Origin of the sequence: Nocardia sp. NPDC059240 (assembly GCF_042753865.1) — a bacterium.
Taxonomy (GTDB): Bacteria; Actinomycetota; Actinomycetes; order Mycobacteriales; family Mycobacteriaceae; genus Nocardia.
Genome location: NZ_JBHZAC010000008.1, coordinates 292,070 through 304,426 on the forward strand (window position 1 = coordinate 292,070; position 12,357 = coordinate 304,426).

The window sequence follows — 12,357 nt, forward strand, 5'->3', positions numbered from 1 at the left end:
CGGGAAAGGCTGATCATGCGGCACTGAAGGAACAGTGCTACAAATTCATCGTGCACAATGTATTTGCGGTCTCGTTCGCCGCGCTGTCTTTGACGTCCGCCGCGATCCTCGCGCCCGCGACGGCCGCCGCCCAGCCCCCGTCACCGTCGTGTTCCCCGGCACTGTCACCGGCCGAGAACGACGAGATCGCCCGGCTCTCCGACACCGGCACCCTCGCCGATGACAATGCGCTCGTGCGACTGGAAGACGCGGTCGCGCGCGAGCACCGCATCACCGAGATCTACGAGCAGCACGCGGATCGGCGGGGCACTTTCGCGTCCGGTCTGGACACCGTCGAGCACGAGGCGGTCATGCCGCTGCAACGGGATCCGCAGTCGTTCGACGACCCCGAGTACGCCCACCGCCTCAGCTTCGATCTGCTGCGCCGCTATCTCGACAATGTGCACACCGAATTCACCGGCGGCACACCGGAACCGCACTGGGCCAACTATTTCGCCCTTGCCGCCGACTGCACCGCGACCCCGGCCCGCGTCGCGGTGGCCGGCTACAACGCCCACCTGGTCGTCGACCTCCCGCGCGCGGTGGCCGAGGCCGGATCCCAGCCTTCCGACGCCGCCGACTACTTCAAGATCGTGGCGAGCATCGCCGAAACCGGCGACCAGATCACCGAGCGCACCGACCGCACCTACTCGGCCAATATGGGTCCACTGTGGCGCTTCTACTTCTTCGGCGAAGGTCTCGACCGGGTCCTCGGTAAGGGCGTGGCCACGAAACCCCTGCTGGTCGCCGCCGATGTGGGGGCCAACACCACCATTTTCGCCAATGGCCTGGCCCTCCAGAATCCTTCTCTCGCACCGGCAATCGAGGCCGAGATCGACCTGCAGCGCCGGACCGCCGAACAGGCCTTCGACGTCCTCGCCCGACTCGACGGCCTCTGATCTCGCCCACGCCCGGCGATCTCTGCGCGATAGTGGAGTCCGGCAAAGGAGTTCAGATGGCAGAGATCGTGACCGTCACCGGCGGTGAGGTTCGAGGTTCGAGCGTCGGCGGTGTCACCCGTTTCCTCGGTATTCCGTATGCGGCCGCGCCGATCGGGCCCGCCCGATTCGAGGCGCCCCGGCCGGTCGTGGCCTGGTCGGGGGTGCGTGATGCGCTCGAGTTCGGTCCCACCTGTGTGCAATCGCCGTATCCGCCACCGATTCACGCCCTGCTGGGCAGCGACGGGATTCCCGGCGACGAGTACCTGCATGTGAACGTGTGGGCCCCCGAGAACGCGGGCGGCGACCTGCCGGTCATGGTGTGGATTCACGGTGGCGCGTTCACCCGCGGCGCGAACTCGCGCACGATCTACGACGGCACCGCCTTCGCTCGCGACGGCGTGGTGCTGGTGTCGATCAACTATCGGCTGGGCATTTCCGGATTCGCGAACATCCCGGGTTCGGCGTCCAATCGTGGACTGCGCGACCAGATCCGCGCGCTGGAGTGGGTGCGCGACAATATCGCGGCCTTCGGTGGCGATCCCGGCAATGTCACCGTATTCGGCGAATCGGCGGGCGGTATGAGCGTGGTGGCGCTGCTGGCCGCACCCCCGGCGCGCGGGCTCTTCCGGCGCGCGATCGCGCAGAGCGCCAACGGTTCCGCGGTCGCGACCGCCGAGGACGCGGACAAGGTGGCCCGCCAACTCGCCGATCTGCTCGGCCTGGAGCCGACGGCGGCGGCCTTCGGCGCGCTGGGCGCGGACGAACTACGCAGCGCCCAGGACGCATTGGCGCTGGAGTTGCTGGCCGACCCGGATCCGGAGCGCTGGGGTGCGTCGATCATCACCAGCGGGCTCGGTCTGATGAGCTTCTTCCCGATGATCGACGGCGAGATCGTCCCGGATCGTCCGGTGGATGTGCTGGCCGCCGCACCGGACCGGACGGTGCCGCTACTGACCGGCTGGACCGCCGAGGAATTCCGGTTCTTCACCTTTCCGACCGGCCTGGCCGCCGCCATCACCGAGCAGACGCTGCCGCCACTGCTGGCCCGCTACGGCCTGGATCCGGCCGTCGTCGACCGCTACACCGCCAATCGCCCGCAGGCCGGGCCCGCGGACGTGTTCGCCGCCGTCCTCACCGATCACGTGTTCCGTGATGACGCCATGCGCATCGCGGAATCCAGTGCCGCGGCAGGTAACCCGGCCTACGTCTACGAATTCGCCTGGCGCTCCGGCATTGCCGATCTGGGCGCCTGCCATGTCGTCGAGATCCCTTTCGTCTTCGACCAACTCGACGCGGCGCACGCCCTCCTCGGCCCCACTCCCCCGCAGCGTCTGGCCGACGAGGTGCATCGCGCATGGGTCCGTTTCGCCACCCACGGCGACCCGGGCTGGTCACGCTTCGACACCGCCACCCGCACCGTCCGCGTCTTCGACAGCCCCGAATCCCACGAGGTCGCCGACCCCCGCGCCGACGAACTGCGCGCGCTGCGCCGCGCCAAACTCACCTCGGGCGCGTCGGTGTGAGCACGGCCCGGGTGTGATCGAAGCCCGGGAGAATTCGCGGTGTCGCGACGAGTTTCGGGGTCGAATTCGGTCCTAGCAAGGGAAGGCGTGCTGTGTGCGCCCCGACGCGAGGAGCGTTCGCATGACTCAGACCTCGGCACCGGCTGTGCCCGCGCTGGCGGAAGCGCTGGCCGGGTTGCGGCCCGCACTGCTGTCCTATTGCTATCGCATGCTCGGTTCGGCGTTGGAGGCCGAGGACGCGGTGCAGGAGACCATGATGCGGGCGTGGCGTTCGGCGGCCGGGCTCGAGGATCCGGCGGGGTTGCGGCCGTGGACGTATCGGATCGCGACGAATGTCTGTCTCGACGCGGCTGCCGCTCGACGCCGCCGCGCGATGCCGATGGATCTGGTCGCGGCGGCCGACCCGCACGGAGAATTGGGTGCGCCGCTGCCGGAATCGACCTGGGTGCAACCGTTTCCGAGCAGCGTCACCGGCGATCCGGCCGCGCTGGCCGAGTCCCGCGAATCGATCCGGCTGGCCTTCGTCGCGGCCCTGCAGCATCTGCTGCCGCGGCAGCGCGCGGTGCTGATCCTGCGGGACGTGTTGTGCTGGCGGGCCGCCGAGGTGGCCGAATTGCTCGGTCTCAGTGCGGATGCCGTCAACAGCGTGCTGCGCCGGGCGCGGGCGGCGCTCGCGCAGGCGCGCCCGGCCGGTGCGGCGACGCGGCTCGATCCGATCGACGCCGACCTGCTGGAACGCTATGTCGCCGCCTTCGAGCGCTTCGATATCGACGCCATGGTGTCGATGCTGCGCGAGGACGCGGTCGTCGATATGCCGCCGGTGCCGTTCTGGCTGGCGGGCCGGGAGGCGTACCGGCACTGGCTGATCCGGGCCGATGTGGGCTGCCGCCCCAAGCGGCTGATCGCGGTCGAGGCCAACGGCTGTCCGGGTGTCGCGGTGTACCGGGAGGTCGATGGGCGGCTGACGGCGTTCGGCATTCAGGTGCTGGAATGCTCCGGCGGCGAGATCGTGGCCCTGCACACCTTCATCCAGCCCGAACTGTTCGCGGCGTTCGGGCTGCCCTGACCGCCTCGTAATCCGCTGTCGCGACGAGTTTTCCGCGAGCGGCCGGTTGTCAGGAGCATGGTCAACCACACGCAATCGCCGGCCGCCACGCCGGTCCGGCCGGGCCCGTCCACGCGACCGGGGGTGATTCTCGCGCTCATGTGCGGGGCCCAATTCATTGTCACCCTCGACCTCGCGGTCGTGAATGTGGCGTTGCCGTCGATCCGAGCGGATCTCGGCTTGGCCGACGCCGATCTGCAATGGGTGGTCATCACCTACGGGTTGCTGCTCGGCGGCCTGTTGGTGCTCGGCGGCCGCCTGGGCGACGCGTTCGGCCGACGCCGGATGCTGTCGCTGGGCCTCGCACTGTTCGCGGTCTCCTCGCTGACCGCCGGACTGTCCGGATCGTTCGCGCTACTGGTCGCGTCGCGCGCGGCGCAGGGGGTGGGCGCGGCGCTCGCCGCTCCGGCCGCGCTGGCGGTCGTGGTCGCGACATTCCGGGAAGGGGCCGCCCGGCACCGCGCGATCGGCGTGTTCGGCGCGGCCGCGGGGAGCGCCGCCTCGGTGGGGGTGGTCGTCAGTGGCGCGCTGACGGCGGGTCCCGGCTGGCCGTGGATCTTCTTCGTCAATGTTCCGATCGTGGCCGTCATGGTCGGCCTGATCGCGAAATACGTTCCCGCGGACCGCAAGATCCACCGTGGCCGCATCGATCTCGCGGGAGCCGTCACCGTGACGGCCGGTCTCACCGCGCTGGTCTATGCCATCAACCGGAGCGTCGACCACGGCTGGACCTCCCCCACCACGCTCGGGTTCCTGTCCGCCGGGTGCGCGCTGCTGGTCGCCTTCACTGCCATCGAATATCGCTCGCCCGCACCGCTGGTCCCGCTGTCCATGTTCCGCCACCCCACTTTGAACGCCGCGAATCTCGTTGCGGCCCTGGTCTTCGCCGCCTTCTTCGCCACCACGTTCCAGGCGTCGCTGCTGATGCAGCAGGCTCTCGGCTATTCGGCTCTGCGCACCGGCCTGGCCTATCTCGCGATCGCGGTCCCGGCCGTGGTGGCCGCCGCGGTCCTCGCGCCCCTCCTGCTCATCCGGCTCGGTGCGGGGTGGGCGCTCACGCTCGCGCAAGGCATCGCGGCGGGCGGCCTGCTCTGGCTCGCCCGCATACCGGCCCATGCGCAGTTCTGGCCGGACCTGTTCCCTGCTTTCCTGTCCGTCGGACTCGGCATCGGGTTGTCGCAGGCGGCGCTCCAGGTCGCCGCCTTCATCGGAATCCCCGAGGAGGCAAGCGGTTTGGCCGGTGGCATGGTGGAAACAGCGCGTGAGATCGGCGGAGCCGTCGGCATCGCGATCGTGGCGGCAGTGGCGATCGCGGGCGGCCGCGGTGTGTCGACCGGCCCGGCCGAGGCGCTCACGGCGGGCTTCCGGCACGGCTCGCTCATCGCCGCCGGATTCAGCCTCCTCGCCGCCGGCACCGCGATCACCGTGGTCCGGCGGGCCGGGCGTTCCTAGCTGTTCGCCCCCAGCACGGTGACCGCCATGCCGGTGATCACCGGAACCGCGTCGAGGAGGTCGCCGTCGGTGCCGATCATGGTGTCGAAGGTCTCGAAGCTGGTGAGGGCCAGCAGGATCCGCACCTGTTGGTCGGTGTCGTCCGCGTGGATGTTTCCGTCGCCGAACCGGCTCGACAGGACCGCCAAGCCTTCGCGGCGGCGCTCGTCGCGGGCGCTGATGACCGCGTGCACGTCGGTGTCGAGTGCGGCCAGTGCGCGCAGCCGCCGCATGGCGGGGCGGTCGGCCTGCCAGAAGCGGGCGAAGCAGGCGATGAATTCGGTGAGTGCCGCGCGCGGTTCGGGGTCGGTGAAGGCTTTCACCAGTTCGGACAGCCCGCCGGCCGCGCCGAGATCGTCGCAGACCGCCTCCAGCAGACCGGTTTTCGACTTGAACTGGTAATAGACGGTGGCCCGGGCCACGTCCGCGCGCTTGGCCACCGCGTCGAGGGTGAATCCGGTGTAGCTGTCGGCCTCGCCCAGTAGACCCCTGGCCGCGTCGAGCACCTGGCGGCGACTCTGCTCGATCTGCGCGGTGCGCTTCCCCAGGTTGTATTGGCGTGGGCTCATGGCCTTGACAGTACCCGGCCGACCTGTTTTATTCATACACACAGTCTAATTAAATTGTTCGAGAGTGGATGACCATGAACAACCACCGACCGACCACGACAATCGACTTCTTCGGCATGTATCTGGCCCACGACGCCTGCATGCGCGATCTGATCCGCCTCACCGCCGCCGTCTCCGAGGACCGCCTCGGCGAACCGTCGGTGCGGGTCGGATGGGAAACCTTCCGCCGCCAGCTCGATCGGCATCACAGCACCGAGGACGCGGCCCTGTGGCCGCTGGTGCGGGCCGCGATCACCGATCCCGCGGACCTGGCGATCCTCGACGAGATGGAGTCCGAGCACGAGGGCCTCGACGACCTGCTGACTCGAGTCGAGGCCGGAATCGCCGGTGCCGGTGGCGATTTACGCTCCGACGTGGACGAATTGGCCGCGGCACTGGATACGCATTTCACCCACGAGGAGCAGGTGGCGCTGCCACTCATCGACCGCACCGTCGGCGGTCCCGGCTGGGCCGCGTTCGGCGCGGAGATGCGCAAGCGCAACGGACTCGGCGCCGTGACCGAGTATCTGCCGTGGGCCCTCGACGCCGCGCCCGCCGACGCGCAGGCCAAGATGCTCGCCTTCCTGCCCGCCCCGATCCGCACCCTCTACCGGTTCGTTCTCAAACCGAACTACGCCCGGCCGCGCAAGGGCTGGCAGTAGCCGGAAGACATTGGGGAGCAAGGCAAATGACCCAGACGCCGACCGCATCGACCGAATTCGACCCGGCCCTGCGCAAGCTGGTGATCGTGGTGGTCCTCGGCGCGATCATGACGATCCTCGACACCACGATCACCAGCGTGGCCGTGAACACCCTTGGCGCACAATTCCATACGCCGCTGACCACGATCCAATGGGTGCTGACCGGCTACACCCTCGCACTGTCGGCCAGCATCCCGCTGTCGGGATGGGTGATCGTGCGGTTCGGCCCGAAGACGATGTGGATCGTCTCACTGCTGCTGTTCATCACCGGGTCGGTGCTGTGCGGATTGGCCTGGAACATCACCGCGCTCATCCTGTTCCGGCTGCTGCAGGGTTTCGGCGCCGGCATGGTCATGCCGATCGGGCAGACCATGCTGGCCCGCGCCGCCGGACCGGCCCGCATGGGCCGGGTGATGAGCGCGGTCGCGGTGCCCGCCATGCTCGCCCCGGTTCTCGGCCCGACGGTCGGCGGCCTGATCCTGGGCCACCTGTCGTGGCGCTGGATGTTCTATATCAACGTGCCCCTGTGCGCGATCGCGGTTCTCGCCGCGATCGTGCTGCTGCCCCCCGACCCGGTCCGCGACCACGACGCCGAACTCGACCTCCTCGGATTGGCGCTGCTGTCACCGGGTTTGGGCGCACTGGTGTACGGCACCGCGCAGGCGGGCAGCGGAACGAGCCTCACCGATGTCCGGGTCGCGGCGGCCGTGCTGACCGGAGCGGCACTGATCGGCTGTTACGTCCTGCACGCGTTACGCAAGGGCGACGCGGCCCTCGTGGACGTCCGCCTCCTGCGGGATCGGAACTTCGCCGCCGTCAACGCGATGATGTTCCTCTATATCGGCACCCTGTCGGGCCTGATGGCGCTGCTGCCCCTGAATTTTCAAACCGTCGACGGCGACACCCCGCTCCGCTCCGGCGCGATGGTCGCACCCCTCGGCGTGGGCGCGATCATCACCACCCTGCTCACCGGCCGTCTCGCCGACAAATACTCCCCCAGACTCCTGATCCTGGCCGGCCTGCCCGTGGTCCTGCTCGGCTTCCTCGCCCTCACCCGCCCGAGCACCGGCGACATCCCGCTCCTGGCAATCCTTTTCGTGATCGGCCTGGGCCACGGCATGATCATGCCCGCCGCGATGGGCGCCACCTACCAGTCCTTGCGCCGCACCGAAATCCCCTCGGCCACAACGGCTACCAATGTCGGCATCCGCGCGGGCAGCTCCTTCGGTGTCGCGGCGCTGCTGGTCCTGCTGCAACGCAACACCGGCCATTCGGCCCTCGATGCCTCGACATTCACCCACACCTATTGGTGGGCACTGGCAATCGGCGCGGCCGCACTCGTCCCCGCGCTGCTGCTGCCGCGGCGACCGGTTACTCGATCTTGATCCAGCTGACCAGATCGTCCCGGCTGATCGTCGGCAGCAGGGCCGGATGGTCGCTGGCCAGGTGGCCGCGGATCATCTCGACCACCCGGTCCTCGCGCTCGTCGCGGGCGATGAATCCGCATTCGCATCGAATCAGTTTCGTCATCGGCGTCTCCGCTCTGGCCTCTACCAGCAGTCTATTGCCATGATGTTGGAGTGACCTTGGTGTCCTCGGATCCCGTGCGAATCCAGATCTGCGGTCCGCTGGCCATCGTGCGGGACGGGAAGCGGCTGGACGGCCAACTGCCCGGCCGCCAGGGCCGGCTGCTGTTCACCTACCTGGTGGTCAACGGCCATCGCCAGATCCCGCGCGACGAGCTGGCCGAGGCGCTGTGGCGGGAGCCCGACCCGGCGGCGGTCGATGCCCGACTCAACCCGCTGCTGTCCAAACTGCGTCGCGTGCTCGGCCCGGAGGCGGTGCAGGGCCGCGCCGTCCTGAGGCTGTGCCTGCCCGACGCCTGGGTCGATCTGGAGGCGGCGGGCGACGCGGTCCACCGGGCCGAATCCGCGGTCGCTCAACACGATTGGGCGCGAGCCTGGGGGCCGTCGCTGACCGCGCTGTTCGTGGCCGAACGCGGATTCCTGCCCGGTGAGGACGGGTGCGCGTGGATCGATGCCGTCCGCCACCAGCTCACCGAGCTGCACCTGCGGGCCCTGGAGAGCTACGCGGCGGCCGGGCTGGGGCTGGGCGGCACCGAACTGGCCGCCGCGGTCCGGGCCGGTCGGCAGCTGACCCGCCTGGCTCCGCTGCGCGAGAGCGGCTACCGCCATCTCATGCGAGCCCTCGCGGCCCAGGACAACCTGGCCGAAGCGATCGGCGTCTACGGCGCACTCAGCGATTGCCTGCGCGATCAGCTCGGCGTCTCCCCCAGTCCGGCCTCCCGCAAACTGTACGAAGAACTGCTGTCGGCCACCTGAGCCGGACGCCAAGGTTGCGCCAATATCGGCGCAACGTTGCCACAAGGACACCGTCGTAGAACTGACCCCGTAAACACACCCGACGGGGAGGTTCGACATGACCGCCACACAGCAAGACCGACCCGGTTCGCCTACCGCGGACCGCGCCCTCGTAGACCGGCGATGGCTGGCCGAGCACCTGCCCGATCCCCGGGTACAGGTCATCGAAATCGATGTCAGCCCGGCGACTTTCGAGGCCGGGCACATCCCCGGCGCGGTGCTGTGGAACATCTACAGCGACCTGAAGGACGACGCCTACCGCACCGTCGACGCCGCCGCCCTCCAGCGGCTCGTCACCCGTTCGGGAATCCGGGCCGACGCCACGGTGGTGTGCTACGGATACGCGCCCGCCCTGGGCGTCTGGCTACTGAAGCTGTACGGGCACAAGGATGTTCGCATCCTGGATTGCTCGCGCGACACTTGGCGGGACGAGAGACACCCGTGGAGCGCCACCACCGAAACACCGGCCGCGGGCGACTTCCGCCTGCACGAACCGGACCCGCAGCTGCGGGCAGACCGCACGGCAGTCCTGGAGGCCATCGGCCGGGCAGGCACGACCCTGGTGGATGTGCGCACGGCGGCCGAATACGCGGGCGAGCGCTTCTGGCCGTCGGGCGCGATGGACCCCGACGGCCGCGCCGGCCACGTGCCGTCGGCCGTCCACCGCCCCCTCGACGGCCTGGTGCGCCCCGACGGATCCTTCCGTCCCGCAGCCGAACTCCGGACCGTACTCACCACCCCCGACGACAACGAGCTGATCACCTACTGCACGATCGGCGGCCGCGCCGCCACCGCCTGGTTCGTCCTCACCGCTCTCCTCGGGCACGACCGCGTCCGGGTCTACGACGGCTCCTGGGCCGAGTGGGGCCGCACCCCCGACGCCCCGGTCGCCTGAACCGGCACTGCGGCAACGCAATTCGATTGAACAGGAGAGAGTGATGACAATCGACGCCGACACCCTGAACACCTTCCTCGGCCGCTTCGTCGCGGACCTCGGAGCGACCTTCGCCGCGGGCAACGTCGTGATCGGGCACCGGCTGGGCCTGTACCGGGCGCTGGCCACCGGGCCCGCCCGCACCGCGGAACTCGCCGAGCGAACCGGCACCAGCCCCCGCTATCTCGAGGAGTGGCTGCGCGGCCAAGCCGCCGGTGGCTATGTCGAATACGACCCGCCCACCCAGACCTATTCGATGACCGAGGAGCAGGCGTTCGCGCTGGCCGACCCCGACAGCGCCGTCTACATTCCGGGTGCGTTCGTGCTGGCGCTCGGCACCCTCAAGGCCGAGCCACGGATCGCGGAGGCGTTCCGGACCGGCGCGGGACTGGGCTGGCACGAGCACGACGAGGAGGTGTTCCTCGGTTGTGAACAGTTCTTCCGGCCCGGCTATCTCGCCAATCTCGTCCCCGCCTGGATCCCCGCGTTGGACGGGGTGGAGGCCAAGTTGCGGGCCGGTGCCACGGTCGCGGATATCGGCTGCGGGCTCGGCGCTTCGACAATCCTGCTCGCACAAGAGTTTCCGAACTCGATGTTCACCGGCTGGGATTATCACGACAAGTCGATCGAGCTCGCGGCGAAACGTGCGGCGGCGGCCGGGGTCACCAATCGGGTCGGCTTCCGTACCGCGACCGCACAGACGTTCTCCGGCACCGGCTACGACTTCGTCGCCACCTTCGACTGCCTGCACGATATGGGTGACCCGGTCGACGCCGCCCGTCACATCCGCGGATCCCTCGCACCCGACGGCACCTGGATGATCGTCGAGCCCTATGCCGAAGACACCGTCACCGGCAATCTCACCCCGGTCGGGCGGGTCTACTACAACGCCTCCACCCAGCTGTGCGTACCGAACGCACTGTCCCAACCGGGCGGTTACGCGCTCGGTGCGCAAGCCGGGGAAGCGGCCATCCGGCGGGTCACGGCGGAAGCCGGATTCACCAGGTTCCGCCGCGCTGCCGAAACTCCGTTCAATCTCGTGTACGAGGTACGGCCGTGAGGACCGCCGCGAAGCGGTAGAGGGCGAGCAGGGAGATGAAGCCGAACATGAAAAGGATGACGCTGCCGACGGATTCGTTGACCGGGTTGAGGTACAGCGCGAAGGCGTAGGACCCGATGACCACGATCGGGGCGGCGTCGACCCAGGCGAGCGGCCGCGTCTGCGATCGGGTGAGCGCGTCGCGGCCGAACGCGGGGATGAGCACGAAGGACACGATGAGGGTGGTGACGAATCCCCAGACCGTCCAGCCGATCGGCAGGGCCGGATCGCCGAAGAACGAGTCCTGGGGCGGCAGTGCCCCGGACTTGCCCACCCATTCGTAGACACCGAATTTCGTGCAGAAACCGTTGGTGAGGAAGGCGAGCCAGGCGTGCAGCATGCCGTAGAGCAAGCAACGCCCGACGACCTGCCAGGGCCGCAGTGAGCGCGGGTCCACCAGGATCTTTCCGTCGAGCACCACGTTGATGATCACGTAGACCGGCCACAGCAGCGCCACCATGGCGATGGGGACCAGCAGCGGAACACTCCCGATGTGGGGGCCGAGCATCGACAGCTGGCCGTAGCGCAGATCTCCCCAGACGAATCCGCCGAACGAGATATTGGCCTGCTCGAAGGACCATTCGATGGCGGTCGCGACCACGAAGTACGCGGCGGCCAGCCGCACTCCGAGGTGTTTGAGCATGTGCCCGATCACGGCCACCACCAGTGCCAGCGAGGTGATCGTCTGCGGGATCACCGGCAGCCCCTTGCCGCCGGTCTGGATTCCCGACCACAGGGTCATCCCGACCCACACCAGGCAGGCGACCCCGAGGGCCACATCGACCGGATTCACCCGCCGCACTTCACCTCTCGTGCGGTCGTTGGTACTCGTACTCATTCGCCATGGTCCTTCCGGTCACGCGCTCACGTCAGGACTAGAATATTGTTCTAGAATAATTCTCTAGTCAATGCCTGATTCGGTACTGTGCGGTGGTGTCCACAGCCTCGAACGCCGGAATCGCCCGCCGCAGCGCCATCCTCGACGCGGCCTTGACGGTCTTCCTCAAGAGTGGTGTCGCCGGCACCAAGGTCGAGGCGCTGCATCGCGCCTCCGGGGCCAGCGTGGGCAGCATCTACCACTTCTTCGGCAGCAAGGAAGGCGTGGCCGCGGAGCTCTACCTCGAAACGCTGCGCGACTATTTCGACACCTATCTCACTGCGCTGCAAAGCAATACGACCGCGCGCGGCGGGATCGAGGGCACCGTCCGCACGCACCTCGAGTGGGTCGCGGCCAACGAGCAGCGTGCTCGCTTCCTGTTCCATTGCCGCGAGTACGAGGTCATCGACGAATCCCGTGACATAATCGCCGCCCTCAACGAACGCTTCTACGCGGAAGCCAGCGCGTGGCTGCAACCCCACGTCGAGCAGGGTCGCATCAAGCCACTGCCACCCCGCCTGTGCCAGGCCCTGTGGATGGGCCCCTGCGTCGAATACGCCCGCCTCTGGCTGGCCCGATCCACCGACTTCGACATGCTCGGCGCCGCCCCGGTTCTCGGCCGAGCGGCCTGGAACGCCGTCGAGGCTTGAACCGGGAA

Annotated in this window: 13 protein-coding genes; 10 read left to right on the forward strand and 3 right to left on the reverse strand. The window is 68.6% G+C overall.

Annotated elements, in window-relative coordinates; translation table 11 throughout:
* The first annotated feature begins 50 nt into the window (after positions 1-50).
* The 4 genes from ACFXHA_RS28825 to ACFXHA_RS28840 all read left to right on the forward strand — a co-directional run bounded on the left by ACFXHA_RS28825 (position 51) and on the right by ACFXHA_RS28840 (position 5,060).
* Entirely contained in the window at positions 51-938 is an 888-nt protein-coding gene (locus ACFXHA_RS28825) for a DUF5995 family protein (RefSeq protein WP_379362107.1), read from the forward strand.
* Between the two features lie 56 nt (positions 939-994).
* Positions 995-2,503 carry a carboxylesterase/lipase family protein gene (locus tag ACFXHA_RS28830; protein WP_379362108.1) on the forward strand — a complete coding sequence of 503 codons (1,509 nt, stop codon included), beginning with the start codon at positions 995-997 and terminating at the stop codon, positions 2,501-2,503.
* Positions 2,504-2,624: 121 nt separating this feature from the next.
* Positions 2,625-3,569, forward strand: a complete 945-nt coding sequence (locus tag ACFXHA_RS28835) for an RNA polymerase subunit sigma-70 (protein ID WP_379362109.1) — start codon at positions 2,625-2,627, stop codon at positions 3,567-3,569.
* 138 nt (positions 3,570-3,707) lie between these two features.
* Positions 3,708-5,060 carry an MFS transporter gene (locus ACFXHA_RS28840; RefSeq protein WP_379362110.1) on the forward strand — a complete coding sequence of 451 codons (1,353 nt, stop codon included), beginning with the start codon at positions 3,708-3,710 and terminating at the stop codon, positions 5,058-5,060.
* On the opposite strand, the gene ACFXHA_RS28845 is transcribed toward ACFXHA_RS28840, so the two are convergent.
* A complete protein-coding gene (locus tag ACFXHA_RS28845) occupies positions 5,057-5,668 on the reverse strand; it encodes a TetR/AcrR family transcriptional regulator (protein ID WP_379362111.1) in 612 nt (203 codons plus the stop codon). The two genes, ACFXHA_RS28840 and ACFXHA_RS28845, sit on opposite strands and share 4 nt — an antisense overlap.
* A gap of 74 nt (positions 5,669-5,742) precedes the next feature.
* Here ACFXHA_RS28845 and ACFXHA_RS28850 point away from each other — a divergent pair, with 74 nt between their 5' ends.
* The gene (locus tag ACFXHA_RS28850) at positions 5,743-6,369 is read left to right on the forward strand and encodes a hemerythrin domain-containing protein (protein ID WP_379362112.1); all 627 of its coding nucleotides are present in this window, start codon (positions 5,743-5,745) and stop codon (positions 6,367-6,369) included.
* A gap of 26 nt (positions 6,370-6,395) precedes the next feature.
* The gene (locus ACFXHA_RS28855; protein ID WP_379362113.1) at positions 6,396-7,793 is read left to right on the forward strand and encodes an MDR family MFS transporter; all 1,398 of its coding nucleotides are present in this window, start codon (positions 6,396-6,398) and stop codon (positions 7,791-7,793) included.
* Here the strand turns inward: ACFXHA_RS28855 and ACFXHA_RS28860 are convergent.
* Positions 7,780-7,938 (reverse strand): hypothetical protein, encoded by a 159-nt coding sequence (locus tag ACFXHA_RS28860; protein WP_379362114.1) that lies wholly within the window; start codon positions 7,936-7,938, stop codon positions 7,780-7,782. The two genes, ACFXHA_RS28855 and ACFXHA_RS28860, sit on opposite strands and share 14 nt — an antisense overlap.
* Before the next feature lie 50 nt (positions 7,939-7,988).
* Between ACFXHA_RS28860 and ACFXHA_RS28865 the strand changes: the two genes are divergently transcribed.
* From ACFXHA_RS28865 to ACFXHA_RS28875, 3 genes are all read left to right on the forward strand, one after another.
* Positions 7,989-8,750, forward strand: a complete 762-nt coding sequence (locus ACFXHA_RS28865) for a BTAD domain-containing putative transcriptional regulator (RefSeq protein WP_379362115.1) — start codon at positions 7,989-7,991, stop codon at positions 8,748-8,750.
* A 97-nt stretch (positions 8,751-8,847) separates the two neighbouring features.
* A complete protein-coding gene (locus ACFXHA_RS28870) occupies positions 8,848-9,684 on the forward strand; it encodes a sulfurtransferase (protein WP_379362116.1) in 837 nt (278 codons plus the stop codon).
* A gap of 43 nt (positions 9,685-9,727) precedes the next feature.
* The gene (locus ACFXHA_RS28875; RefSeq protein WP_379362117.1) at positions 9,728-10,783 is read left to right on the forward strand and encodes a class I SAM-dependent methyltransferase; all 1,056 of its coding nucleotides are present in this window, start codon (positions 9,728-9,730) and stop codon (positions 10,781-10,783) included.
* On the opposite strand, the gene ACFXHA_RS28880 is transcribed toward ACFXHA_RS28875, so the two are convergent.
* Complete coding sequence (locus tag ACFXHA_RS28880) at positions 10,755-11,660, reverse strand: hypothetical protein (RefSeq protein WP_379362118.1); 906 nt, start codon at positions 11,658-11,660, stop codon at positions 10,755-10,757. The genes ACFXHA_RS28875 and ACFXHA_RS28880 overlap by 29 nt on opposite strands.
* Before the next feature lie 95 nt (positions 11,661-11,755).
* Here ACFXHA_RS28880 and ACFXHA_RS28885 point away from each other — a divergent pair, with 95 nt between their 5' ends.
* Positions 11,756-12,349: a TetR/AcrR family transcriptional regulator gene (locus ACFXHA_RS28885; protein WP_379362119.1), complete on the forward strand. Its 594-nt coding sequence runs from the start codon at positions 11,756-11,758 to the stop codon at positions 12,347-12,349.
* The last annotated feature ends 8 nt before the right edge of the window (positions 12,350-12,357 follow it).

Coding starts and splice junctions, on each gene's coding strand:
- ACFXHA_RS28840 (WP_379362110.1), top strand. CDS start 3,708: ATGTGCGGGGCCCAATTCATTGTCACCCTCGACCTCGCGGTCGTGAAT.
- ACFXHA_RS28850 (WP_379362112.1), top strand. CDS start 5,743: ATGAACAACCACCGACCGACCACGACAATCGACTTCTTCGGCATGTAT.
- ACFXHA_RS28875 (WP_379362117.1), top strand. CDS start 9,728: ATGACAATCGACGCCGACACCCTGAACACCTTCCTCGGCCGCTTCGTC.
- ACFXHA_RS28845 (WP_379362111.1), bottom strand. CDS start 5,668: ATGAGCCCACGCCAATACAACCTGGGGAAGCGCACCGCGCAGATCGAG.
- ACFXHA_RS28830 (WP_379362108.1), top strand. CDS start 995: ATGGCAGAGATCGTGACCGTCACCGGCGGTGAGGTTCGAGGTTCGAGC.
- ACFXHA_RS28835 (WP_379362109.1), top strand. CDS start 2,625: ATGACTCAGACCTCGGCACCGGCTGTGCCCGCGCTGGCGGAAGCGCTG.
- ACFXHA_RS28870 (WP_379362116.1), top strand. CDS start 8,848: ATGACCGCCACACAGCAAGACCGACCCGGTTCGCCTACCGCGGACCGC.
- ACFXHA_RS28880 (WP_379362118.1), bottom strand. CDS start 11,660: ATGAGTACGAGTACCAACGACCGCACGAGAGGTGAAGTGCGGCGGGTG.
- ACFXHA_RS28860 (WP_379362114.1), bottom strand. CDS start 7,938: ATGACGAAACTGATTCGATGCGAATGCGGATTCATCGCCCGCGACGAG.
- ACFXHA_RS28855 (WP_379362113.1), top strand. CDS start 6,396: ATGACCCAGACGCCGACCGCATCGACCGAATTCGACCCGGCCCTGCGC.